This window comes from Clostridium sp. (genome assembly GCF_050717515.1).
GTDB lineage: Bacteria > Bacillota > Clostridia > Clostridiales > Clostridiaceae > Clostridium_AD.
The window spans coordinates 1-24441 of sequence record NZ_JBOITL010000003.1 but is presented as its reverse complement, the minus strand read 5'-3'; the positions used below and the strand labels follow the sequence as shown (position 1 = coordinate 24441).

Here is a 24441-nt window from a genome sequence, read left to right as displayed (position 1 = left end):
CATCCCACCTTCTACATTGTCATAACTTTTACACTTTCGCCATCCCGAGCAAAAATTTCTTTTACTTTTATATTCTCTGAATTTATAAGTTTAATTATACTTTGAATGTTTTCTTCTTCTATTTTTAAACTAATCCCACAACTTTTGGTTATATAGGTAGGCGTAGGAATAACCACTACCTTTATTTTTCTATTTATAGTTTCTCTTTCTGCTTTCATAGCTTCATGTGTATTTTGAAATGTTACTATATAATATTTATTCAATGTTTTTCACCCTATTCTTTAAAGTTTGATAGTATTGTCTGCATTATTCATTAATTGTACAATAGTGTACATGTTAGATATTTCTCCTACAGAAAGCTTATCCTTTATATTATAAAAATCAAGACAAACTCCACAAACTAATATATTGGTTCCCCTGTTAATTAATTTGTTTAAGCTATCTAATATAGGAGAATCCTCTACGGTAAGTTTTACCCCTGCATTAACAAAAATTAAATCATTAGGTATTACATCCGCCTCTGATAATGCAAATATGTAGCTTTTCATTAGTATAGCTCCCAGTTCATCATCCCCTAGGCCTAATTTATCAGTAGATACTAACAATGTGAATTTCTTATTTTCATTTGCTTTCACATTTACTACTTCACATTTGTCTTTAGTTATTTTTATAAAATATAATTCTTCTTTTTCTTCTACAGTACTCTTATACCCACTACCGCCCGCTAGTTTTACTATATTGTTTTTAGCAACTAAATTATCTACAATGATTGTACTTTCTCCACTTTCAATTGAATCAAAATATTTTTTTGTCTTAACCACTGGAATTGGACATTTTAACCCCTTACAATCTATTATATTATTCATATTATTTCCGTTATAAGTTGATTCCCTTAGAAAACTAACCTATAACTGTCACACCCCTTTCTTTTTTAACTCATTATTTTCGAATCTCTTCATCACCTGTGATGCTAAAATATTAACTACTTCAGAAATGTCGTTAAAACTATTGATTCCATATACATTTACAGAACTTTGGATTATAATATTGTATTATATGTTAATTTTCAAATAAGTACTTCTAATGTAATAATCACTAGTTTTTATATTATAAAATGTTTATATTTTGTTCTTAAGCTAATACTAGTATAAACTATTTATACTTTTAATTATATCAAAACAAAATTTAACTTGCTATTGATAATATTAATAGATACTACAGCTTCTATAGAATGTAGTAATACTATTAATTTATTTTGTAAAATTGGAGGAAACCATGAAAATATATTTAGATAACGCAGCCACTACATTCCCTAAACCACCGGAAGTTTATACTTCAATGATGAATTATATAACAAACATAGGCACAAACCCAGGAAGAGGTGCATCTACCGCTTCCCTTGTAGGAAATAAAGTCATTTTAAATTGCAGATATGCATTAATGGACTTTTTTCATTTTGATAAGGTTGAAAATGTAATTTTTACACCAAATATTACGACTTCCTTGAATACTCTTATAAAATCCGTTGTCAAGCAAGGCTGGCATGTAATAACCTCCTCAATGGATCATAATGCAACATTAAGACCGCTAAACGCGCTTTGTCAAAAAGGCATTATAGAACTCGACATTATTCCTTGTTCAAAAGAAGGTCTCTTAAATATAGAGGATTTTATAAATTCACTTAAACCTAATACAAAACTAGTAGTTCTCTCTCATTCGTCTAACATTATTGGAACAATTCAGCCACTAGAAGCTATAGGTAAAATATGCAAGGATAAAGGTATTTTTTTTGTTATAGATGCAGCTCAAACTGCCGGAGTGTTACCCTTAGATTTCTATAAATTAAATTGTAATGCTCTAGCCTTTACAGGCCATAAAAGTTTATTAGGGCCTCAAGGTATAGGTGGCTTCTTAATTGACGATAATTTAAATAAGCAGTGTACTACATTTATAGAAGGTGGCACTGGCAGTCTTTCATCTAGTATTATTCAGCCAGATTTTTTACCTGATAAATTTGAAAGCGGTACCTTAAATGGCCCCGGTGTAGCTGGCCTTTTAGAAGGTATTAATTTTATTAATACCCGTGGCTTAGACTCCATTCGTCAGCATGAAGAATATTTATGTGAAAATTTTATAAATGGGTTATTAAATATAAATTCCATTGAAATTTATGGTTGCACTGATATTTCTAAGAGAACAGCTGCAATCTCTATAAATTCTACAAAAATCGACAATTCAGAATTAGGATTTATCCTAGATACTGAATATGGAATTACAACAAGAACTGGCCTTCATTGTGCCCCGCTCGCTCATGAAACCATTGGCACATATCCAACTGGCACCCTAAGATTTGGCATTGGCCCTTTTAACGATATAAAAGACATTAATTATACCCTTAACTCCCTCAATTCTATTATTAGAAAGGTGTGATTCATCTACATGGATAATATTCTAAAAAAAATTGATAAGTTAACTGTGTTCTTTGTTTTATATACCTTTGTTTTTGTTATTTTTTTTGGAACTATAGGATATACACTCCCTTTTGTATTAGCTCTTATTTTAGCATCACTACTTAAGATACCAACAAAATTTTTGATGAGAAAATTTAAAATTAAAAACACTATAGCTTCGCTATTTACTACTACTATATTTTTCACAATAATTGTTATATTATTATCTTTAATTGTAACCACTATAACTTCAGAAACAATACAACTTGGCAAAAACCTCCAATCTTATTTCTCTAATAACAAGAATGATATACTAAATTTTTTTAGTAATTTACAAAATTATTATAAAAATTTAGACCCCAGCATCCTTAGTAATATTGAGTCAAATATTTCTAACTACATAACCAAAACTATAAATATTAGTATGGATGCGTCAACAAAAATAATTTCCTTAACCCTAGGTTTTATGTCTACTATCCCTTATACTTTAATGGTTTTATTATTTACTTTACTTACCACCTATTTTTTCACAAAGGATTTGTCATCTTCCAGCAAAAAAATATTTGATTTAATTCCTAGTAAAAATGGAGATAGAGCACATTATATATTTGATGAATCAAAAAAAATGTTTAAAAACTATTTACTATCTTATTTACTTATAATCACCATAACATTTTTAGAAACATTAGTTGTTTTTTTAGTTTTTAAAGTTAATTATGCCGTAACTCTAAGTATATTATGTGGAATTTTTGATTTGCTTCCCATTTTCGGTATAGGAGCTATATATATTCCTTTAATAATAATATTTTTTATATCTGGTAATTATGTAGCTGGTTTAGGTCTTCTAATATCTTATATAATCATCACCATAGTAAGACAAATTATAGAACCTAAAATAGTGTCATCATCACTAGGTATCAATCCTGTTGCAGTTCTTGCTGCTATATTTATAGGATTAAGGGCGAATGGTCTTATTGGCATGTTCTTCTGTATGTTTTTAGTAGTGTTTTACAATATATTGAAAAAAGTTGAAGTTTTATAGAATAAAAAACCTCCTACATGGATAAAATCCAAATAGGAGGTTTTTTTATGGTAGATAAAGTTATATTAGATTCTATGTCCAGAGATTGTACCTTTAAGCTAAGAGATATTATAAGTCAATATATTTTTCCTATAGCAAAATGCTCACGTCCTATTGTTGTTTTATGTATTGGAACCGACAGATCTACTGGCGATAGTTTAGGACCGCTGGTTGGAAACAAACTTAAATTTTTAGTTAGAAATAAAATTCACATTTACGGCAGTCTTGAGTGCCCGGTGCACGCAAAAAATTTATGTCAAACAATTGATGAAATTAGCTATACCTATACTAACCCTTACATTATCGCAATTGATGCCTGCCTTGGAAGTTTACAAAATGTAGGAAAAATAATTGTTGAGGAAAAACCATTGTGCCCTGGTGCCGCTATGAATAAAGATTTACCCAAAGTCGGCGATTTAAGCATAACTGGTGTTGTAAATATATCTGGTGCCTTTGAATTTATGGTTCTTCAAAACACAAGATTATATACAGTAATGATGCTTGCTGATGCTATTGCAAATGGTTTATATCATTCAATACTCAAAACTGTGGGAGGAAGAAAATTCAATTCCATATATGATGATTTCAGCATAAAAGATGTTGAAGGTTAATTTATGCATAAATAAATACTGAAGGACAAAGATGCACTTCTGTTATTGTATGCCTTACATTTATTATTGTAGCTACTTTATTTTTTAAATAAAAAAACAAATATAAAATCTAAAACATGTTTTCACAACATCTTAAGATATTATATTTGTTTTTTATTTATTTCACATAAAATTAAATAAAAATTCAACATTACAGTGTATTTTCATTGCCTAAAAATGATTTTTAATAAGGTTTGTACATATTTTTATACAAGCTAAAAATATATTAAAGAGTGGTTTTTTTAAAATATTGAACTATATACTCTATTACACAATATATATTCTATTTCATCAATAGTTTTACTTCCACTATCTATAATTAAAGTTCCTTCTCTTCGTATATTATTTTGCATATTTAGATTTATAAGTCCCCCATCTTTAAGCTTGCATATTATTGCATCACAACAGGTATTATTATCTCTATTATTTATCACAGTATATCCCCTTTTAATTAGTTCATCCTGTAAATATTCAAGTTCTTGTGAAATGCATACTACCATAAAAAACCCCTTTGTTTTTAGTATTCCACAAAAAACATTTTTTATTATTAAATCTTAAATAAAAACACTATATTTTTTTATTTATTTTTTTGAACTAATAGCATCTTTTAATACCTTATTTTCTTCCTCAGATAAATCATACCTAGATATTCCTTTATCTATAGGCTTAGCATAAGTTGTACTCTCATTCCTACCATAAATACTTGTCAATATAACACCATTATTGTTTCCATCTAGGAGTGCTATAGAGAAACTTAAATCACTCCCAACATCATCAAAAGCTCTATATCTTATTGTTGAGGTCTTTTGAACACAAGTTTTTAATTCTCCACTTATTTCTTCATACATTTGTTTCATAACCACATTTTCTTCTTTAACCCCATCAATTTTATCCAAATATGATATAATCATATCTTCTAAATTTTTATTATTTACACCCCGCATTAATTTCCTATATTTATTTTCTAATTTATTTAAAGATACATAGGTTGTTATAATTATTATGATTAATATAAGTACAAAAATCATAAGTACTAATGTTATATATATATGTGCACTATTTATAAAATTGAATATACTTTGCATTATGAATTACATCCTCTCCGTTATGTTTCACGTGAAACATTATATATTAAAAACTTCTAAAATTCTTTCAAAATCCTCTTCCGAGTAATATTCAATTTCTATTTTACCCTTGTTCTTGTTTTTAGAATTTATAAAAACTTTAGTACCAAATCTATTCTCTAATTTATTCATTATGTCTTTATAATAAATATTATTCTCATTTCTTACTACTTTTTCTTTTTTTTCATTTTCATTTTCATAATTTTTTACTAACCGTTCTGTTTCTCTAACTGAAAGACTATCGTCTATAACCATTTGAGCAATTCCATATTGAATTTCCTTATCAGCGAGCCCCAGTATTGCTCTTCCATGTCCTTCAGAAATAACTCCATCTATTATGTAATCTTGAACTCTTTCATCTAAATTTAATAATCTCATACAGTTTGTTATAGCTGTTCTTGATTTACATACCTTTTTACTTATTTCTTCTTGAGTAAGACTAAAATCCACCAATAGTCTTTTATAAGCTAGGGCTTCTTCTATAGGATTTAGATCCTCTCTTTGAATATTTTCTATTAATGATATTTCTAACACTTCTCTATTTTCTATGTTCATAATAATTGCAGGTATTTCCACAAGTCCAATGCTTTTAGCAGCTCTGAACCTTCTTTCACCTGCTATAACTGTATATGTATCATCTTCTCTATTTAATATAATAGGCTGTATAACTCCATGTTCTTTTATGGATTGTGCGAGTTCTGATATTTTTTCAGGGTCAAAGCTTTTTCTCGGTTGATCTTTATTAGCTTTAATTAAATTCATAGATATTTTAAGCACTGTGGAACCATCTTCTATAATTTCTTCTTCTGGTATCAAAGCCCCCAGTCCCTTACCTAATCCAAATTTTTTGTTCAATATATATCATCTCCTTTGCCTTTCTAAAAATTCATTTGCTAATTGTTCGTAAGCTTCTGCCCCCTTGCATTTATCATCATACAACATAATTGGAAGTCCAAAACTTGGTGCTTCAGCGAGTCTTATATTTCTAGGTATTGTGGTTTTATAAACTTTACCATTAAAATATTTCTTCACTTCGGATACAACTTCATTACATAGTTTGGTTCTATTATCATACATGCTTAGGATTACACCTTGAATTTCCAGTTTCTTATTTAGAGATTTTTTAACTAATTGGATTGTATTTACTAATTGTCCAACACCCTCTAAAGCATAAAATTCACATTGAATAGGTGTGAGAACGCTAGTAGCAGCTGTAAGTGCATTTATAGTTAAAATTCCCAGTGACGGTGGACAGTCTATAAAAATATAATCAAATTCGCCTTCTATTTCTTTAAGTTTTTCTTTTAATATATTTTCACGATTACTTCTATTTATCAATTCTACTTCTGCACCTGCAAGTTCCATTTTTGATGGTACTAAGTATAAATTATTTATTAGCTCACATTCTTTTATCGTATCTCTTATGGAAATATCTGATGTTAACAAATCATACATTGATAAATTTATTTTTTTCTTGTCAAATCCGAGTCCGCTTGTGGTATTTCCCTGAGGATCGATATCTATTGTTAAAATCTTTTTCCCTTGCAGGGCCAAATAAGAACATAAATTTATATTAGTAGTAGTTTTACCTACTCCCCCCTTTTGATTGAAAATACATATGGTTTCCATGACTACACCTGCCCTTCATAATATTATTTACTTGCATATGCCTAGGTTAATTTTACTATATAATTTATTATATATTTATGTTAAGTATATTAATAGTATTATTTTAAATATTTTAAAAAAAATAAAAAAAAACAGAATGTTTCACGTGAAACATTCTGTTTTTTACAATCTATTTTTTAGGTATTCTTATTGTTACTTCTATACTATCTTCTAATTCTCTAGATTTATACTCTGCATTTATGCCATACTTATCAAAAACTTGTTTAATTGTATTTATATAAACTCTAGGTGCAAATATACCCTTGATTTTTTTCTTTCCATCAGTAGCTACTTCATCTCTACATAGCTTTAATAATTCTTTTTCAATAAGTGCCTCTGTATTTTTAACATTAAGTGATTTATCAACAACTATTTTAAGTACTTTCTTTTGAATATTTATATCAGCTAATTTTAACAAGGCTCTAGCATGTCTCTCAGTAAGCTTATTTTCTATCAAACTATTTGCTATTTCCTTATCCAACTTTAATAACCTTAATTTATTAGCTATTGTTGACTGTTTCTTTCCTATTATCTGTGCTAATTGCTCTTGTGTATAAGAATGATCTTGAATAAGATTAAAGTAAGCCGATGCTTCTTCTAAAAAATTCAAATCTTCTCTTTGTAAATTTTCCAGTAGCGCAATTGCAGCAGAATCTTTATCTGTAATATCTATAATAATTACCGGAACTTGCTGAAGCCCTATTTTTTTTGCTGCTCTTAGCCTTCTTTCCCCTGCTACTAGTTCATATCGGCTATCCCCACTTTTTCTAACTGTTAAAGGTTGGATTATTCCGTAAGCTTTTATTGACTGAGAAAGTTCCCCAATAGTTTCTTCATTAAAATGCTTTCGCGGTTGATAGACATTTGGAGAGATTAATTCTATAGATACATATTTTACATCATTTTGCATAATATACCATCCTTAAGTTTTTCCGTTTTCCTTTTATTAACAATTCTCTATTTTTTCTTTATTTCCTTCTTTTTTTTTGATTTTTCGTACGACAATTTATAACACTATAACAGTGGATTTTTAGTAACCATACCAGCTTTTCTAGGATACTTCTTATGAGTTTCTGCAATTTTACGTATTATTACTAAATTGTGGTTGAAATCACTATCTTCAATTTGCACCTTTTCTATATGTTCTATATGTCCACCTAGCATTCTAATTGCATTTTTGGAGCACTTAATTTCCTCTTCAACTGCAGGTCCCTTCATTGCAACAAAGTATCCCCCCACCTTTACATAAGGTATACAAAATTCACTAAGTACTGTTAAATTAGCAACAGCTCTTGAAACTGCTACATCAAATTTTTCTCTATACTGCTTTTCTTGTGCAAAATCTTCTGCTCTGCCGTGAATAGCTTTAATATTTTTTAATTGAAGTTCCTTAATCACCTCATTTAAAAAATTAATTCTCTTGTTTAGTGAATCTAATAAAACTATATTTATTTCTGGTTTTATTATTTTCATAGGTATACCTGGAAATCCTCCTCCAGTTCCTATATCTATGACGTTTTTTGCACTTTTTAGCTCTTTAAACTTAAAAACTTTTATAGAATCAATAAAATGTTTTTTTACTATTTCTTCATCTTCTTTTATAGCAGTTAAATTTACTTTTTCATTCCACTCTTGTATGAGGTCTTTATATTTCATAAATTGCTCATACTTTTTTTCATTAAATTCAAGTCCTTCATTATTACTAGATTGATTCATTATATCAAAGTATTTCATTCTTCACCCCCGAATTATTCTTGTTTATTCTTAATTCTATTCTGTTGTTCAAGATATATCATTAAAACAGACATATCTGCAGGTGATACCCCTGATATTCTGGAAGCTTGCCCTATACTTTCAGGTCTAATTTTACCTAATTTTTGCATAGCCTCTATCCTTAATCCTTTTATATTGTCATAAATTATATCTTTTGATATAATTTTGTTTTCAAACTTCTTAAATTGGTGAATTTGGTCTAATTGTTTTTGGATATAACCCTCATATTTTGACACAATATTAACTTGCTGTTGTATATACTTATTTAACTGCGGACGCTCTGCATCTAGTTTCTCAACTATATAATAATCAAGCTCCGGTCTTTTTATAAGCTCGTATAGACTAATAGGCTTTTTAAGTGGTGTTGAATTACAAGAAATTAAAAATTCCTCAATTTCTTTTTTATTTGTAATTTGCAGATGTTTTATTCTGTAGAGTTCTGCGTCTAATTGCATTTTCTTTTTTTTGAATGTTTCATATCTAAAGACGTTAACCAGGCCAACTGCGTATCCTATTTCAGTTAACCTTAAATCCGCGTTATCTTGCCTTAGTAGCAATCTATACTCTGCTCTTGAAGTCATCATCCTATATGGTTCATTAGTACCTTTAGTAACCAAATCATCTATTAAAACTCCTATATATCCATCAGATCTTTTTAATATTAACGGATCTTTTTTTTGAATGTAAAGAGCTGCATTAATTCCCGCCATAATACCCTGAGCTGCAGCTTCCTCATATCCAGAGCTACCATTTATTTGTCCTGCTGAAAATAACCCATGAGTATTTTTAAATTCTAATGAAAGTTTTAAATCCGTAGAATCTATACAATCATATTCTATTGCATAAGCCGTTCTCATAATTTCTACATTTTCAAGTCCCGGTACTGTTTTTAACACTTCAACCTGAACATCCTCTGGAAGTGAGCTAGACATACCTTGAACATACATTTCCTGCGTATTCTCTCCCTCAGGTTCAATAAATATTTGATGCCTTTCCTTGTCTGCAAATCTCATAACTTTATCCTCAATTGACGGACAATATCTAGGACCTGTACTCACAATAGAACCATTATACAGTGGAGATCTATGAATGTTTTTTCTAATTACATTATGAGTGTTCTCATTTGTATAAGTTAGATAGCAGCATATCTGGTTTCGATTAATATCTCCACTAATAAATGAAAATGGAACTACGTCTATATCTCCAGCTTGCTCTTCCATTTTAGAAAAGTCCACGGACCTTTTATTTATTCTAGCTGGTGTTCCCGTTTTAAATCTTCTGAGTACTATTCCTATTTCCTCTAAAGATTTAGAAAGTTCATTAGCTGGCAGTAATCCACTAGGACCTTCATCATAGGTACAATCTCCAATTATAACTTTTGATTTTAAATATGTTCCAGAAGCTATAATTACAGCCTTTGCCCTAAAATATGCGCCATTTTTAGTAAGAACACCCACAACTTTTTCATTTTCAACATCTATAGATACTACTTCTAATTGTCTTAATTGTAAATTTTCTTGTTTTTCTAATACACTTTTCATTCTTTGTCCATATGCTTTTTTATCCGCTTGAGCTCTGAGTGAAAACACAGCCGGACCCTTAGATGTGTTTAACATTCTTGATTGTATATATGTATTATCAATATTTAATCCCATTTCTCCCCCAAGAGCATCTATTTCCCTTACCAAATGTCCTTTAGCTGTACCACCAATATTGGGGTTGCATGGCATTAATGCCACACTATCTAAGTTTATAGCACAAATTAAAGTCTTGCTTCCTATTCTCGCAGCTGCTAGCGCTGCCTCACAACCTGCGTGACCCGCTCCAATAACTACAACATCGAAATCTCCTGCAACATATTTCATATTTATCCCTACTTTCCTAAACAAAATTCTGAGAATATCTTATGTATAATATCTTCTTCTAAAGCCTCTCCTGTAATCTCACCTAAATTCATCCATGCATTCCTTATATCAATGGATGCCAAATCTATAGCTGAGGTATATTCTAATGCATTTAGTGATGATTCTAAGTTTTCCTTTGCTCTTATTAATGACTGCTTATGTCTATTATTTGTAACAAAAACTCCTTCAGTTTTAATTTCACCATTAAAGAATAAATCTTTTATATGTTCTTTAACCTGACTTAACCCTTCACCTGTTTTTGCTGAAATATTAGTTATATATTTTGATTTAAGACTTTGTAATTCACTCTTATCTATTTTACCACCTAAATCACTTTTATTTAATAGTACAATATATTTTTTTTCTTTAATATATTCAATGATTTCTCTATCTTCATGACTAAGCTTCATACTAGAATCTAATATTAAGATAACTAAATCCGCCTCATCTATTTTTTCTTTTGATGTTTGTACTCCTATTTTTTCAACTATATCTTCTGTTTCCCTTATACCTGCTGTATCTACTATCTTAACTGGTATACCTTCGATACTTATATATTCTTCTATTGCATCCCTAGTAGTGCCTGGTACGTCTGTAACAATAGCTCTTTTTTCTTTAAGTAGAGCATTAAGAAGTGATGATTTACCTACATTAGGTTTTCCAACTATTACAGTGCTAAGGCCCTCTCTTAGAATTTTCCCTTCATCGGCCGTACTGAGTAATATATCTATCTCGCTTATTACTAAAGCAACTTCTCCAGTAACCATTCCTGCGGTTACCTCTTCAATATCCTCTTCTGGATAATCAACAGTTACCTCTATATTCGCAATTACACTAAGTAATTTATTTCTTATTGTTTTTATTTCCCTGGAAATTGAACCTTCGGATTGCATAAGTGCTGACTTCATACTAAGCTCTGTTTTGGCTCTTATTATGTCTATAACTGCCTCCGCTTGACTTAAATCTATTCTACCATTCAAAAATGCTCTTTTAGTAAATTCTCCAGGTTCTGCCATTCTTGCTCCCGCTCTAATAATTTCTTGTAAAATTCTATTAGTTCCAACCACTCCACCATGACAATTTATCTCTATAGTATCTTCTGCGGTAAAACTTTTAGGACCTTTCATATAGGAAATAATAACTTCATCAAGTCTACTACCGTTTTTATCAATAACATGGCCATATCTCATAGTATAAGATTTAAAATCATGAAGCTTTCTATTATTTTTACCTGTAAATATACTGTCCACTATATCTATAGACTTATCACCAGATACTCTAATTATAGATATACCACCTTCACCTATACTAGTTGCTATTGCAGCTATAGTATCAAATTCTTTCATTAAATATGACCTCCTAATTTTATGAATATTTATTATTATATCCTTTTTAAATATATTATATCAAAGCAACTCCTGTGGTTTTTATTACCTTATTATAAGTGTTTTTAATAATATTCGTAAAATTCAATGCTAAATCATCACCTACTGGTGCAATATTTAGGAATTAAGAATGCTAATCTTCAAAAATATATTTAAAATACAACTTTGAAACTTAAGAATATAATTAATTTTACACTTAGTTTTGTGAATTTAAAAAGAAAGCCCTTAGGCTTTCTTTAAATCAACTACAACTCTTCTATAGGGTTCTTCACCTTCACTAAAGGTATAAACATATGGATCATTTTGAAGCGTAGAGTGTATTATTCTTCTCTCATAAGGATTCATAGGTTCAAGTTTTAGTACTCTCCCACTAACCCTTACCTTATAGGCAATTTTTGATGCAAGTCTCTTTAGTGTTTCTTCTCTTTTTGCTCTATAATTCTCAGTATCTAATATTACCCTTTTATACTCTTCATCATGACTTTTGTTTACAACTAAACTTACAAGATATTGAAGAGAATCTAGTGTTTCACCTCTATATCCTATTAATAGTCCCATATTAGGTCCAATTAAGTCAATTCTAATTTCATTATTTTCATCTTTAAGTTCTATTTCTGCTTTCATACTCATAGATTGCAATACTTCCGTTAGGAACTTTTTAGCTTCATATAGACTATCTCTTTTAACTGTAACTCTAATTTTAGCAGGTTTTACCCCTATAATATTTAAAAACCCTTTGCTACCTTCGTCTAATGTTTCCACTTTAACTTTATCTCTCGTAACCTTTAATTCATTCAATGCATTATTAATTGCATCCTCTACATTCTTCCCCATCATTTCTATAATCTTCATACCACACTACACCCGCCTTTCTCACTATCAAAATTAGGCAATTGTGTTAAATCTGTTTTTTTACAATATCTGTTTTTCCAAGCTCTATTTTATTTATAACTAAAGTTTGGATTACTTGTAATACGTTATTTATTACCCAATATAATACTAATGCACCTTTCATTTTAATACCCATAACTCCCATCATTATAGCCATTCCGGTATTCATTGTTGAAGTTTGTTTAGACTGAGCGCCGCCAGCTGGTGGTTGCATAAGCTTTGATGAAAAGTATGTTGTAACAGCAGATAATATTGGTAATATCCATCTAGGGTCGGGCTTTGTTAAATCTGACATCCATAAAAATCCAGCACCTTGCATATTTAGCTTTTGAAACACAGCAAACAAAGCAAATAGAATAGGCATTTGTATAAGCATTGGTAAACATCCACCCATTGGATTTACTCCATTTTCTTTATAAAGCTTCATTACTTCTTGCTGGGACTTTTGTGGATCCTTTTTATATTTTTCTTGAACTTTCTTCACTTCTGGACCAATTGCACCCATTTTAGCCGTTGATTTAGTCTGTTTAATACTTAAAGGCAACAATAATATTCTTATTATAACTGTAAAAAGAATTATTGCGAGTCCAAATGATACATTATTATTTGGTATAACTGTATGAACGCCACTATGTAAAAAGTAAAAGAACTTTTCAAGTGGAAGAGTTAAAAAATCTAAATTCAAATATAAAACCTCCCAAGTGGTTATTTAACTGGATCAAAGCCGCCCTTATTATAAGGATGACATCTAAGTATTCTCTTTACTCCCATAATAGAGCCTTTTACTGCTCCATACTTTTCAATAGCTTCTAAAGTATACTGAGAACATGTAGGGTAAAATATACAACAAGGCCTCTTAAGAGGTGATATATATTTTCTATAACTTTTGATACCCAGTATAAGTATTTTTTTCATTATTAATCAAACCTGCTTTCTTAAGCAAATTCTTCAAAGCACTCTCTATTTCTTTATAATTTTTACCATTAGAAGGATTCCTCGCAATAAACACTAAATCATATCCTGTCTTTAATCCTTCATTATTAAGCCTATAGCTTTCTCCTATAAGTCTTTTAACTCTACTTCTAGTTACACTTTTTCCTACCTTTTTGCTTACAGATATTCCACATCTATTAATATCTTTGCCATTCCTATATATATATAATACTAATAGTAGGTTAGAAAAAGATTTTCCTCTTCTATATACTGTTCTAAATTCAGTATTCTTTCTAATTCTGTACTTCTTAACATTAAAATTCATATTAGCCGCCCTCGTTTCCGCAAATTGCAGAAAAAGGCCACATTAGCGGCCCTTATGCTGTCAATCTTTTTCTACCTTTTTGTCTTCTTCTTTGAAGAACGTTTCTACCAGAAGCGGTTTTCATTCTCTTTCTAAATCCGTGCTCTTTCTTTCTTTGTCTTTTTTTAGGTTGGTAAGTCATGAACATATCTACTACACCCCCTTCTCTATAACCTTTAAATTATAACAATCATATTTCAATCGCATATTTATGGTTTTACTATTAGATTATATATTCACAACTTCATATTGTCAAGATAACCATTTTAATTAATATTGTTGATATTTTTTATATTTATATGATTTTTTGTGGATAACTTCTTGAACACCTTGTTATTTTTTGATATTATATAAGAAAGAACTGTGAATAACCTATATATTAATAAAGTTATTCACAACTTGTGGACAAAATTGTGAATAACTACTATAATATTGTACTAAACTTGTTTTTACTTAACTATTTTTGGCTATATAAATAGATTTATTCCTTATTTAATCTGTTAATACTTTTTTTTTATAATTGTTTATAACTTAATTGCTATTAAAAATGTTAACATAGTTATTAACATGTGAATATTTTTAATGCTATTTATCAACAACACATAATGTATTTATTTATTGTTTATAACTCTGTTTATACATTGTTTGTTTTTACATAAAATATTTTTTTTATTTGAACTGGAGGGTAGAACATGAACACCCAAATTAAAGATATATGGGAAAAAACCTTAAATATAATAAAAGGCGAACTTACAGAAGTTAGTTTTAATACTTGGATTAAAAGTATAGAACCTATGGCCTTAGATAATAATACTTTTAAATTAGGTGTTCCTAATAATTTTACCAAAGACATTCTTGAAAATAGATATAAGGATTTAATAATGAATGCCGTTAAATTACTTACTTCTAAAACATATAAAATAGAATTCTTTATATTATCTGAAGAAGTAGCAGAAATTGAAACACCGAAAGCGAAAAGAGAAGCCGAAAGAAATAACCTAATAGTTAATGATGAAATGTCTGCAACCCTAAACCCAAAGTATACATTTGATTCTTTTGTAATTGGAAATAGTAATAGATTTGCTCATGCTGCATCTCTGGCTGTAGCTGAATCTCCTGCTAAGGCTTATAACCCACTATTTATTTATGGAGGAGTTGGTCTTGGAAAAACGCATTTAATGCACGCTATTGGTCATTATATATTATCAAACAACCCAAAATCTAAGGTTGTTTACGTTTCTTCAGAAAAATTTACAAATGAACTTATAAATTCTATTAAAGATGATAAAAACGTAGAATTTAGAAATAAGTACCGGAATGTAGATGTACTTCTAATTGATGATATTCAATTCATTGCAGGTAAAGAACGTACACAAGAAGAATTTTTCCATACATTTAACGATCTTCATGAAGCAAATAAACAAATTATTTTATCTAGTGATAGACCTCCGAAAGAAATACCAACTCTAGAAGATAGACTGCGTTCTAGATTTGAATGGGGGCTTATAGCTGATATACAACCACCAGATTTTGAAACTAGAATTGCCATTTTAAAGAAGAAAGCAGATGTAGAGAATTTAAACATTCCAAATGATGTATTGGTGTATATTGCTACTAAAATAAAATCTAATATACGAGAACTAGAAGGCGCTCTTATTAGAATCGTAGCTTTTTCTTCTCTAACTAATAAAGAGATTGGAATCGATTTGGCGTCGGAAGCTCTTAAAGATATTATTTCTAGTAGAAATTCAAAGCAAGTAACTATTGAGCTAATACAAGATATAGTTTCTAGCTATTTTAATTTAAAAGTTGAGGATTTTAAATCTTCAAGACGAACTAGAAATATAACCTTTCCAAGACAAATTGCAATGTATTTATGTAGAAAGCTTACAGATATGTCGCTGCCTAAAATAGGTGAGGAATTTGGAGGTCGCGATCATACAACTGTAATCCATGCCTGTGAGAAAATATCTAAAGGACTTAAAGAAGATGAAAACCTGCAAGATAACGTAGCTGAACTAACTAAAAAGATAAGTCAAAAATAGTATACTACTTTACCAACAGGTGTTGATACTATTTATATATAATGTTGTGTATAAAATAATACATAAAGCTTAGCTGTTGATACTGTGGATAACTTTGATTTTTTTTTGCATACTTATCCACAATTAGTTTTACATAGCTTTGTTGCTGTGTAACGCCTAAGGTATGTTTCTAACATATCAACAGCCCCTACTACTATTACTACTATTTTTAGATTATTATCTTACCTATCTTTAATAAATTTCCCATGTGGATAAGGAGGTCTTTTTTTTATGAAATTTATATGCGAAAAAAATATATTACAAGAAGCAATTTCAAATGTTCAAAAAGCTATTACTGGAAAATCAACTATGCCGATACTTCAAGGTATATTAATAATTGCTAAGAATAAAGAAGTAACACTTATAGGATCTGACATTGACTTAAGCATTGAAGCTAAGATTACTGCAGATGTTATAGAAGACGGAAGTGTAGTTTTAGATTCAAAACTATTTGGTGAAATCATAAGAAAATTACCAAATAGCGCTATTGAGATAACATCAGAAGATAATAATGCTATTAAGATAGTTTGTGAAAAATCCTATGCAACCATAATACATATGAACGGAGATGACTATCCTAGTTTACCTAATATACTCGAAAATATGATTTTTTCAATTTCTCAAAAAGTGCTGAAAAATATGATGAGAGGTACTATTTTTGCAGTCGCCCAAGATGAAACTAGACCAATACTTACAGGAGTCTTATTTGAAATAAAAGATAAAAAGCTCAATCTTGTAGCACTGGACGGCTATAGAGTTGCATTTAGAAGTGAAAGCGTAGATAACGATTCTAATATAACTGCTGTAATTCCAGGTAAAACATTAAGTGAAGTATCAAAAATATTAGAAGAAACAGATGAACTGGTTAATATAACTTTCACACCAAACCATATACTATTTAATATTGGAAAAACAAAGGTTATATCAAGATTACTAGAGGGTGAATTTATAAAATACAATTCAATAATACCAGAAGAATATAATTTAAAAATAACAGCTAAAAGATCTGAATTATTAAACTGCATAGAAAGAGCTTCTCTTATGGCAAAAGAGGGAAATACTAATTTAGTTAAATTTAATATAGAAGAAGATAACATGATAATTACTTCTAATTCTCAATTGGGAAAGTCTAGAGAAGAAATTAATATAATTTTGCAAGGAGAGCCTCTTCAAATTGCATTTAACTCAAAATATCTAATTGAGCTACTTAAAATAATGGAAGAGGACGAAATACTTATGGAGTTTTCTAGTGGTGTTAATCCTTGTGTAGTAAAAAACAAAGAAAAAAATAATTGTACCTATATGGTGTTACCAGTAAGAATAAGAGCGACAAATAATTAAGATATATATAATAATATTTAAGAAAAGAAGGTTTTAAAATGAATGAAATAAAAATTGAAACAGAAATAATAAAATTAGATTCTTTTCTAAAATGGGCTGGAATAGCTTGTTTAGGAACAGAGGCAAAATATTATATCAAAAACCAAGATATTAAAGTAAATGGAGAAATAGAAACACAGAGGGGTAAAAAGTTAACTAAAGGAGATATAATAGAGTTTAATAATGAATTTTATAAAATAGTTTAAAATTATTTAAATGCACCGGAAAAATTATCCGGTGCACAATTTATGTCTATAATATAAAAAATTATGTAAATATATTTATACATATTAAATAATATAATTATATATATATATGTTATAATTGTATTAGGTGATTGTATGCATATAAAATATTTACAACTTCTAAATTTTAGAAATTTTGATGGATTAATTATAGAATTAAATAAAGGAACTAATGTATTTGTGGGAGATAATGCCCAAGGGAAAACAAATATTTTAGAAGCAATTTATTATTGTAGTTTAGCTAAGTCTCACAGAACAAATAGAGATAAAGAATTAATAAACTGGAATGGCACAGAAGCATATATAAAGCTTTATGTATGCAAAACCAGACTCGATAAAAAGATAGAAATAAAAATTTTTAAAGAAGGTAGAAAAGGCGTTAATATAAACTCTATAAAAGTTCAAAAGATGTCAGAGCTGATAGGAAGCTTTAATGTGATTATGTTTTCTCCTGAAGATTTAAATATTGTTAAAGATTCGCCATCATATAGGCGAAAATTTTTAGATATAGAGCTATGTAAGTTAAGCCGTCGTTACTACCATAGCTTAACCCAGTATAAGAAAGTTTTAAATGAGAGAAACTTGACTATAAAAAAATGGAACACAAACAGTGATATTATAGATGTATATGATAAACAACTTAGTGAATTTGGTGCAATTATAATAAAAGATAGAATCAACTATCTAGATAAATTAAACCAAAAAGGAAAAATAATACATAGTGATATAACATCTAAAAGTGAAGTAATTGAAATTAAATATCTAACACCTATTAAGGACGTAAATAATATACAAGAAAACTTGTATATGCTCCTATGTAAAAATAGAAAAAGAGATATAGAAACTAAGACTACATCAATTGGACCACATAGAGATGATTTTTCCATAGATATTAACGGTATGGATGCTAAAACATTTGGATCGCAAGGACAGCAGAGAACTGCGGTTTTAACTATTAAATTCGGAGCATTAGCAATAATAAAAGAACTAACTGGAGAATATCCAGTATTATTACTTGATGATGTTTTGTCTGAATTAGATATAAAAAGGCAAGAATATATATTAAATTCTATAAAAGAAGTTCAAACACTAATTACCTGCACTGGAATTAACGATATAAGAAAATATTTAAAGCCTGAAAATAAGATTTTTGAGGTTATGTCAGGTAAATTAAAAGAAATTACATAGATTAAAAAAAGAAACAATGGATTATTAAGGAGGATATTATATGTTTTTACATTTAGGAGAAAATGTAGTAGTACCTATAAAGGACATTATAGGTATATTTGACATGGAAACTACTATGTATAGCTCAGACACTATTCAATTTTTAAGAATGGCTGAAGAAGATGGTTTTGTAGAGAGGATAACAAAGAACATCGCTAAGTCTTTTGTTATTGCTGAGGTAGATAAAAAAAGTAAAATATATCTATCACCAATATCATCTCAAACACTATGCAAAAGAACAGAGACTGTATATTATGCGCTATAGATTAGATTAGGAGGATATACATGGAAATTAATAATATTTATGACGAAAGTCAAATACAAGTACTTGAAGGATTAGAAGCAGTAAGAAAAAGACCTGGTATGTACATAGGAAGTACCAGTATTCGTGGACTTCATCATCTAGTTTATGAAATTGTAGACAATAGTATAGATGAGGCAATGGCAGGTTTTTGTAAAAATATTGATGTATTTATACATCCAGATAATTCTATAACTGTTATAGATGATGGTCGTGGTATGCCTGTAGGAATGCACCATAAAATGAAAATACCTACTGTAGAAGTTATAATGACTGTACTTCATGCAGGTGGAAAATTTGGTGGTGGGGCCTACAAAGTGTCAGGTGGTCTTCATGGCGTTGGAGCATCTGTAGTTAATGCATTGTCTGAAATTTGTGAAGTTGAAGTCAAAGTTGATGGGGACATATGGAAACAAACATTCTCAAAGGGAAAAACTACTAGTACACTAGTAAATATAGGAAAAACAGAGGAACATGGAACAAAAATTTTCTTTATGCCTGATGCAGAAATTTTTGAGGAAATTGATTTTGATTATGAAACAGTATCTCAAAGACTTCGCGAACTCGCTTTTTTAAATAAGGGTATAAGAATAACCCTTACAGACGAGAGAGAAGATAAAAAACAAGAATTTTTATACGAAGGTGGAATAAAATCCTTTGTAGATTATCTAAATAGAAATAAAGGTAAAATCCACGATACTATATACATTGAAGGACGTAAGGATGAGTATATCGTTGAAATAGCATTGCAATACAATGATACCTACACTGAAAATTTATTTTCTTTTGCTAATAATATAGATACAGTAGAGGGCGGAACACATCTAGTTGGTTTTAAGAATGCTTTAACAAGAATAGTAAATGATTATGCTAAAAAATTTGGTTTCCTAAAAGAAAATGATAAAAATCTATCTGGCGAGGACGTACGAGAAGGTCTTACTGCAGTAATATCTATAAAGCTTACGGATCCTCAATTTGAGGGTCAAACAAAAACTAAACTTGGAAATAGTGAAGTAAGAGGCATAGTTGATGGAATAGTTGGTGAGGCTATCAGCAATGTTCTAGAGGAAAATCCAGAGCTTGGTAAAAAAATAATAGATAAATCATTAAACGCAGCTAGAGCTCGAGATGCAGCAAAAAAAGCAAGAGAACTTACAAGAAGAAAATCAATCCTTGAAAGTACTACTCTTCCTGGTAAATTATCCGATTGTGCTTCAAAAGATCCTATGGAATGCGAAATATACTTGGTCGAAGGTGACTCGGCTGGAGGATCTGCGAAGCAAGGGAGAGACAGAAAATTCCAAGCTATACTTCCACTTAAAGGAAAAATAATGAATGTTGAAAAGCAAAGAATTGACAAGATGCTAGCATCACTCGAAATTAGGGCTATGATAACAGCATTTGGTGCTGGTATAGGAAAAGATTTTGATGTGAAAAAAATAAGATACGATCGTATTATTATTATGACAGATGCGGATGTAGATGGAGCACATATTAGAACACTATTATTAACCTTCTTTTATAGATATATGAAAGAGCTAGTAGAAGAAGGACACGTATATGTAGCTCAACCTCCATTATTTAAGGTTACTAAAGGTAAGAAAGAGCACTATGTATATACTGAGAAAGAGCTTGAAAAGGTACTTTTGGAAGTAGGGGGAAAAGACAATAATACTGATATCCAAAGATACAAAGGTCTTGGGGAAATGAATCCGGACCAGCTTTGGGATACAACAATGAATCCCGAAGAGAGAACTCTCCTTCAGGTCCATGTAGAGGATGCAATGGCAGCCGACGAAATATTTACTATTCTTATGGGGGATAAAGTAGAACCACGTCGTGAGTTTATACAAGAAAATGCTAAGAAAGTACTTAATTTAGATATATAGTAGATTAGTATAATTACCGTAACACATGGAGAATAACGGTATCATTTTCTGTGTGTTGTTAAAATATTTTGTTTGAAGAGGTGTAACAGATGAATAATCAGGGAAAAATTAAACCTATTGATATAAGGTACGAAATGAAAAAATCCTATATAGATTACGCTATGAGCGTTATAGTAAGTCGTGCGCTTCCAGATGTACGGGATGGTCTTAAACCTGTTCATAGAAGAATATTATTCTCTATGCATGAATTAGGGTTAACTCCAGAAAAGGGATATAGAAAGTGTGCAAGAATTGTTGGAGATGTTTTAGGTAAGTATCACCCACATGGTGATACTGCAGTATATGGCGCTTTAGTTAGGATGGCTCAAGACTTTTCTCAAAGATGTATTTTGGTTGATGGTCATGGAAATTTTGGTTCTGTAGATGGTGACGGAGCAGCAGCAATGAGATATACAGAAGCTAAAATGAGTAAAATTACAACACAGATGCTTCGCGATATTAATAAAGAGACAGTAGATTTTATTCCTAACTTTGATGGAGAAGAAAAAGAGCCATCAGTGTTACCTTCAAGATTTCCTAATCTTTTAGTTAATGGTTCAACAGGTATTGCAGTTGGTATGGCAACCAATATACCTCCACATAACTTAATAGAGGTTATAGATGGAGTGTTAATGCTTATTGATGATTCAGAAGTTGAAATAAGTGATTTAATGACAAAAATAAAAGGTCCAGATTTTCCTACAGCAGGAATTATTTTAGGAAGAGCGGGAATAAAAAGTGCTTATGAAACAGGAAGAGGAAGAATCTTGGTAAGGGCTAAAACAGACATTGAAGAGCATAAAGGTAGAAATACAATAATAGTAACAGAATTACCTTATCAAGTTAATAAAGCAAGACTTATAGAAGGTATTGCAGATTTAGTAAAAGACAAGAAAATAGATGGAATATCAGACCTTCGAGATGAATCAGATAGAGAAGGCATGAGAATTGTTATAGAACTAAAAAGAGATGCAAATCCTAATATAGTATTAAATAGGCTATTTAAACATACTAGGATGCAAGATACTTTTGGAGTTATAATGATAGCTCTTGTAAATGGAGAACCACAAACATTAAATTTAAAACAGTGTTTAGTTTATTATTTAGACCATCAAAAAGAGGTAGTAAGAAGAAGAACTCAATTTGATCTAGATAAAGCCTTAGCTAAAGCTCATATCTTAGAAGGTATGAAAATTGCATTAGACCATATTGATGAAGTAATTCGTTTAATAAGAGCATCTAAAAGCATTAGTGAAGCTAAAGAAAGTTTAATAAATGCGTTTGAACTATCAGAAAAACAAGCCACTGCAATTGTTGAAATGAGACTTGGAAGACTTACAGGGCTTGAAAGAGATAAAATTGAAGATGAGTATAACGAATTAATGAAAACCATTAATTATTTAAATGGAATATTAGCAGATGAAATGGTATTACTTAACATAATAAAAGATGAACTTATAGAGATTAGAAATAAATATGGTGATACTAGAAGAACAGCAATAGAAAAAAATCCATATAGCATAGATGAGGAAGATTTAATTCAAGAGACAGATGTTGTAATAACTTTAACTCATGCAGGTTATATAAAGAGACTTCCGGCTGATACTTATAGTGCTCAAAAAAGAGGGGGTAGAGGAATACAAGGTGTTACTACAAAAGAAGATGACTTTGTAGAACATATTTTTATAACCTCAACTCATAATAATCTTTTGTTATTCACAAACAAAGGGAAAGCATTTAGATTAAAGGCATATGAAATTCCTGAAGGTGGAAGAACAGCTAAGGGAACAAACTTGGTAAATATTATACCTCTTGCGAATGACGATAAGATACAAGCGGTTATATCTCTTAGAGAATTTACTGAGGATAATTACCTTATAATGGGAACAAAGCATGGTTTAATTAAGAAAACATCACTTGATAAATATTCTTCTATAAGGAAGAATGGCTTAAATGCAATAAATTTAAGAGAAGATGATGAATTAATCGGGGCTGCAATAACCACTGGAGATAGTGAAATGCTATTTGCTACAAAAAATGGTTATTCTATAAGATTTAGTGAAAAAGATGTAAGAGGTATGGGAAGAACTGCAACTGGAGTTAAAGCATTAACTTTAAGACAGGATGACATCGTAGTGGCTATGAATATTGTTAAGCCAGAAGAAGAACTTTTAGTTATAAGTGAAAAGGGCTTTGGAAAAAGAACCGTAGTTTCACAATACACACTTCAACACAGAGGTGGTAAAGGCGTAATAACTTATAAGGTATCAGAGAAAACAGGAAAACTTGTAGGTGCTAGAATAGTAAAAGACGGAGATGAAATGATACTTATAAATAGTAATGGTATTGTTATAAGATTAAATGTATCTGGAATATCAACTACAAGTAGAAATACTATGGGAGTTACTTTAATGAAGAATGGCGAAGGAGATAATATCGTTGCTATAGCTAAAATAAATTGTAGTGATGAAATTAATTCAGAGGAGAATCCTTCACTAGAAGAAATTGAAGAAACACCTTTTAAGGCAGAAGAAGACATAGATATAAATGATGAAACAAATGATGGTATAGCTCATGATACAAATTCTGAAACAGAAGATTAAAACATAATATTAAGAAATTAAAGTACTTATTCCAAATTATTTGGGATAAGTACTTTTTTCAATTTATAATATAACGAACCTAGTGTATCTCAAGCAGTAAATTAGAGAAAAATAAAGATATATATAGAGAAATCATGATAATATAGGGTGAAATAGAGCTACTTAAAATACACAATGGAATAGATTTGATACAATACTCCTTGTCGTCACAAACGATAAGTAATATCAGTTTAATTTCAAAAGTTAAGTGATTTTCTAAGATTAAAATAATATTTTAAAAATAGAAAAATATATTGACAATTTGTGAATTAAATAGTAGAATTGTAGAAGTCGTCACATGATGACAAAGTAAGTTGGTCTTTGAAAATTAAACAGAGAAATAGGTAAAATAGCGAAATAACATTTCGCTTGACCAGTTAATTACTTTAGATAAAAAAGTAATTTTAGTCG

25 protein-coding genes are annotated in these 24441 nt (G+C 29.8%); 10 read left to right on the top strand and 15 right to left on the bottom strand.

The features are described 5' to 3' along the window. Nucleotides 1-11: 11 nt before the first annotated feature. The gene (locus ACREV6_RS00585) at nucleotides 12-263 is read right to left on the bottom strand and encodes a putative Se/S carrier protein (RefSeq protein ID WP_431576106.1); all 252 of its coding nucleotides are present in this window, start codon (nucleotides 261-263) and stop codon (nucleotides 12-14) included. 18 nt (nucleotides 264-281) lie between these two features. After that, nucleotides 282-866: a sulfurtransferase-like selenium metabolism protein YedF gene (gene yedF / locus ACREV6_RS00580; protein ID WP_431576105.1), complete on the bottom strand. Its 585-nt coding sequence runs from the start codon at nucleotides 864-866 to the stop codon at nucleotides 282-284. A 409-nt stretch (nucleotides 867-1275) separates the two neighbouring features. On the opposite strand from yedF, the gene ACREV6_RS00575 reads away from it, so the two are divergent. From ACREV6_RS00575 to yyaC, 3 genes are read left to right on the top strand one after another with little or no spacing between them, the layout of a single operon-like run. Further along, on the top strand, nucleotides 1276-2430 hold the full coding sequence (locus tag ACREV6_RS00575; protein ID WP_431576104.1) for an aminotransferase class V-fold PLP-dependent enzyme: 1155 nt from the start codon (nucleotides 1276-1278) through the stop codon (nucleotides 2428-2430). A gap of 9 nt (nucleotides 2431-2439) precedes the next feature. Further along, nucleotides 2440-3492, top strand: a complete 1053-nt coding sequence (gene ytvI / locus ACREV6_RS00570) for a sporulation integral membrane protein YtvI (RefSeq protein ID WP_431576103.1) — start codon at nucleotides 2440-2442, stop codon at nucleotides 3490-3492. Between the two features lie 47 nt (nucleotides 3493-3539). Further along, on the top strand, nucleotides 3540-4142 hold the full coding sequence (gene yyaC, locus ACREV6_RS00565; protein ID WP_431576102.1) for a spore protease YyaC: 603 nt from the start codon (nucleotides 3540-3542) through the stop codon (nucleotides 4140-4142). Nucleotides 4143-4423: 281 nt separating this feature from the next. Here the strand turns inward: yyaC and ACREV6_RS00560 are convergent, their stop codons facing one another. The 13 genes from ACREV6_RS00560 to rpmH form a co-directional block, all read right to left on the bottom strand. Next, a complete protein-coding gene (locus ACREV6_RS00560; RefSeq protein WP_431576101.1) occupies nucleotides 4424-4681 on the bottom strand; it encodes a YkuS family protein in 258 nt (85 codons plus the stop codon). A gap of 81 nt (nucleotides 4682-4762) precedes the next feature. Next, complete coding sequence (locus ACREV6_RS00555) at nucleotides 4763-5266, bottom strand: DUF4446 family protein (protein WP_431576100.1); 504 nt, start codon at nucleotides 5264-5266, stop codon at nucleotides 4763-4765. Nucleotides 5267-5305: 39 nt separating this feature from the next. Next, complete coding sequence (locus ACREV6_RS00550) at nucleotides 5306-6160, bottom strand: ParB/RepB/Spo0J family partition protein (RefSeq protein WP_431576099.1); 855 nt, start codon at nucleotides 6158-6160, stop codon at nucleotides 5306-5308. 6 nt (nucleotides 6161-6166) lie between these two features. Continuing rightward, a complete protein-coding gene (locus ACREV6_RS00545) occupies nucleotides 6167-6934 on the bottom strand; it encodes a ParA family protein (RefSeq protein WP_431576098.1) in 768 nt (255 codons plus the stop codon). Between the two features lie 169 nt (nucleotides 6935-7103). Continuing rightward, entirely contained in the window at nucleotides 7104-7883 is a 780-nt protein-coding gene (gene noc, locus ACREV6_RS00540) for a nucleoid occlusion protein (RefSeq protein ID WP_431576097.1), read from the bottom strand. Between the two features lie 104 nt (nucleotides 7884-7987). Then, complete coding sequence (rsmG, locus tag ACREV6_RS00535; protein WP_431576096.1) at nucleotides 7988-8707, bottom strand: 16S rRNA (guanine(527)-N(7))-methyltransferase RsmG; 720 nt, start codon at nucleotides 8705-8707, stop codon at nucleotides 7988-7990. A 14-nt stretch (nucleotides 8708-8721) separates the two neighbouring features. After that, nucleotides 8722-10611 carry a tRNA uridine-5-carboxymethylaminomethyl(34) synthesis enzyme MnmG gene (gene mnmG / locus ACREV6_RS00530; protein WP_431576095.1) on the bottom strand — a complete coding sequence of 630 codons (1890 nt, stop codon included), beginning with the start codon at nucleotides 10609-10611 and terminating at the stop codon, nucleotides 8722-8724. Nucleotides 10612-10619: 8 nt separating this feature from the next. Beyond that, on the bottom strand, nucleotides 10620-11996 hold the full coding sequence (mnmE, locus tag ACREV6_RS00525) for a tRNA uridine-5-carboxymethylaminomethyl(34) synthesis GTPase MnmE (RefSeq protein ID WP_431576094.1): 1377 nt from the start codon (nucleotides 11994-11996) through the stop codon (nucleotides 10620-10622). Nucleotides 11997-12260: 264 nt separating this feature from the next. Next, the gene (jag, locus tag ACREV6_RS00520; protein ID WP_431576093.1) at nucleotides 12261-12887 is read right to left on the bottom strand and encodes an RNA-binding cell elongation regulator Jag/EloR; all 627 of its coding nucleotides are present in this window, start codon (nucleotides 12885-12887) and stop codon (nucleotides 12261-12263) included. A gap of 46 nt (nucleotides 12888-12933) precedes the next feature. After that, a complete protein-coding gene (gene yidC / locus ACREV6_RS00515) occupies nucleotides 12934-13611 on the bottom strand; it encodes a membrane protein insertase YidC (RefSeq protein WP_431576092.1) in 678 nt (225 codons plus the stop codon). 20 nt (nucleotides 13612-13631) lie between these two features. Continuing rightward, complete coding sequence (gene yidD / locus ACREV6_RS00510) at nucleotides 13632-13841, bottom strand: membrane protein insertion efficiency factor YidD (protein ID WP_431576091.1); 210 nt, start codon at nucleotides 13839-13841, stop codon at nucleotides 13632-13634. Beyond that, entirely contained in the window at nucleotides 13804-14184 is a 381-nt protein-coding gene (rnpA, locus tag ACREV6_RS00505; RefSeq protein WP_431576090.1) for a ribonuclease P protein component, read from the bottom strand. Before rnpA ends, yidD begins: the two co-directional genes overlap by 38 nt. Nucleotides 14185-14236: 52 nt before the next feature. Then, nucleotides 14237-14371 carry a 50S ribosomal protein L34 gene (rpmH, locus tag ACREV6_RS00500; RefSeq protein WP_216299086.1) on the bottom strand — a complete coding sequence of 45 codons (135 nt, stop codon included), beginning with the start codon at nucleotides 14369-14371 and terminating at the stop codon, nucleotides 14237-14239. A 544-nt stretch (nucleotides 14372-14915) separates the two neighbouring features. Here rpmH and dnaA point away from each other — a divergent pair. From dnaA to gyrA, 7 genes are all read left to right on the top strand, one after another. After that, nucleotides 14916-16268 carry a chromosomal replication initiator protein DnaA gene (gene dnaA, locus ACREV6_RS00495; protein ID WP_431576089.1) on the top strand — a complete coding sequence of 451 codons (1353 nt, stop codon included), beginning with the start codon at nucleotides 14916-14918 and terminating at the stop codon, nucleotides 16266-16268. A gap of 270 nt (nucleotides 16269-16538) precedes the next feature. Continuing rightward, nucleotides 16539-17648 carry a DNA polymerase III subunit beta gene (dnaN, locus tag ACREV6_RS00490; protein WP_431576088.1) on the top strand — a complete coding sequence of 370 codons (1110 nt, stop codon included), beginning with the start codon at nucleotides 16539-16541 and terminating at the stop codon, nucleotides 17646-17648. Nucleotides 17649-17686: 38 nt separating this feature from the next. After that, complete coding sequence (locus tag ACREV6_RS00485) at nucleotides 17687-17893, top strand: RNA-binding S4 domain-containing protein (RefSeq protein ID WP_431576087.1); 207 nt, start codon at nucleotides 17687-17689, stop codon at nucleotides 17891-17893. A gap of 135 nt (nucleotides 17894-18028) precedes the next feature. Then, the gene (gene recF, locus ACREV6_RS00480) at nucleotides 18029-19120 is read left to right on the top strand and encodes a DNA replication/repair protein RecF (protein WP_431576086.1); all 1092 of its coding nucleotides are present in this window, start codon (nucleotides 18029-18031) and stop codon (nucleotides 19118-19120) included. Between the two features lie 40 nt (nucleotides 19121-19160). Further along, nucleotides 19161-19424, top strand: coding sequence for an extracellular matrix regulator RemB (gene remB, locus ACREV6_RS00475; protein WP_164957322.1), 264 nt, complete (start codon nucleotides 19161-19163; stop codon nucleotides 19422-19424). 20 nt (nucleotides 19425-19444) lie between these two features. After that, nucleotides 19445-21349 carry a DNA topoisomerase (ATP-hydrolyzing) subunit B gene (gene gyrB / locus ACREV6_RS00470; protein ID WP_431576085.1) on the top strand — a complete coding sequence of 635 codons (1905 nt, stop codon included), beginning with the start codon at nucleotides 19445-19447 and terminating at the stop codon, nucleotides 21347-21349. A gap of 89 nt (nucleotides 21350-21438) precedes the next feature. Beyond that, nucleotides 21439-23991 carry a DNA gyrase subunit A gene (gyrA, locus tag ACREV6_RS00465; protein ID WP_431576084.1) on the top strand — a complete coding sequence of 851 codons (2553 nt, stop codon included), beginning with the start codon at nucleotides 21439-21441 and terminating at the stop codon, nucleotides 23989-23991. Nucleotides 23992-24441: the final 450 nt, after the last annotated feature.

Excerpts from the sequence above, each read along its gene's own strand:
- yedF (WP_431576105.1), bottom strand. The coding sequence starts at position 866 with ATGAATAATATAATAGATTGTAAGGGGTTAAAATGTCCAATTCCAGTG.
- ACREV6_RS00575 (WP_431576104.1), top strand. The coding sequence starts at position 1,276 with ATGAAAATATATTTAGATAACGCAGCCACTACATTCCCTAAACCACCG.
- ytvI (WP_431576103.1), top strand. The coding sequence starts at position 2,440 with ATGGATAATATTCTAAAAAAAATTGATAAGTTAACTGTGTTCTTTGTT.
- yyaC (WP_431576102.1), top strand. The coding sequence starts at position 3,540 with ATGGTAGATAAAGTTATATTAGATTCTATGTCCAGAGATTGTACCTTT.
- ACREV6_RS00560 (WP_431576101.1), bottom strand. The coding sequence starts at position 4,681 with ATGGTAGTATGCATTTCACAAGAACTTGAATATTTACAGGATGAACTA.
- ACREV6_RS00555 (WP_431576100.1), bottom strand. The coding sequence starts at position 5,266 with ATGCAAAGTATATTCAATTTTATAAATAGTGCACATATATATATAACA.
- ACREV6_RS00545 (WP_431576098.1), bottom strand. The coding sequence starts at position 6,934 with ATGGAAACCATATGTATTTTCAATCAAAAGGGGGGAGTAGGTAAAACT.
- noc (WP_431576097.1), bottom strand. The coding sequence starts at position 7,883 with ATGCAAAATGATGTAAAATATGTATCTATAGAATTAATCTCTCCAAAT.
- rsmG (WP_431576096.1), bottom strand. The coding sequence starts at position 8,707 with ATGAAATACTTTGATATAATGAATCAATCTAGTAATAATGAAGGACTT.
- mnmG (WP_431576095.1), bottom strand. The coding sequence starts at position 10,611 with ATGAAATATGTTGCAGGAGATTTCGATGTTGTAGTTATTGGAGCGGGT.
- mnmE (WP_431576094.1), bottom strand. The coding sequence starts at position 11,996 with ATGAAAGAATTTGATACTATAGCTGCAATAGCAACTAGTATAGGTGAA.
- jag (WP_431576093.1), bottom strand. The coding sequence starts at position 12,887 with ATGAAGATTATAGAAATGATGGGGAAGAATGTAGAGGATGCAATTAAT.
- yidD (WP_431576091.1), bottom strand. The coding sequence starts at position 13,841 with ATGAAAAAAATACTTATACTGGGTATCAAAAGTTATAGAAAATATATA.
- rnpA (WP_431576090.1), bottom strand. The coding sequence starts at position 14,184 with ATGAATTTTAATGTTAAGAAGTACAGAATTAGAAAGAATACTGAATTT.
- rpmH (WP_216299086.1), bottom strand. The coding sequence starts at position 14,371 with ATGTTCATGACTTACCAACCTAAAAAAAGACAAAGAAAGAAAGAGCAC.
- dnaA (WP_431576089.1), top strand. The coding sequence starts at position 14,916 with ATGAACACCCAAATTAAAGATATATGGGAAAAAACCTTAAATATAATA.
- dnaN (WP_431576088.1), top strand. The coding sequence starts at position 16,539 with ATGAAATTTATATGCGAAAAAAATATATTACAAGAAGCAATTTCAAAT.
- ACREV6_RS00485 (WP_431576087.1), top strand. The coding sequence starts at position 17,687 with ATGAATGAAATAAAAATTGAAACAGAAATAATAAAATTAGATTCTTTT.
- recF (WP_431576086.1), top strand. The coding sequence starts at position 18,029 with ATGCATATAAAATATTTACAACTTCTAAATTTTAGAAATTTTGATGGA.
- remB (WP_164957322.1), top strand. The coding sequence starts at position 19,161 with ATGTTTTTACATTTAGGAGAAAATGTAGTAGTACCTATAAAGGACATT.
- gyrB (WP_431576085.1), top strand. The coding sequence starts at position 19,445 with ATGGAAATTAATAATATTTATGACGAAAGTCAAATACAAGTACTTGAA.
- gyrA (WP_431576084.1), top strand. The coding sequence starts at position 21,439 with ATGAATAATCAGGGAAAAATTAAACCTATTGATATAAGGTACGAAATG.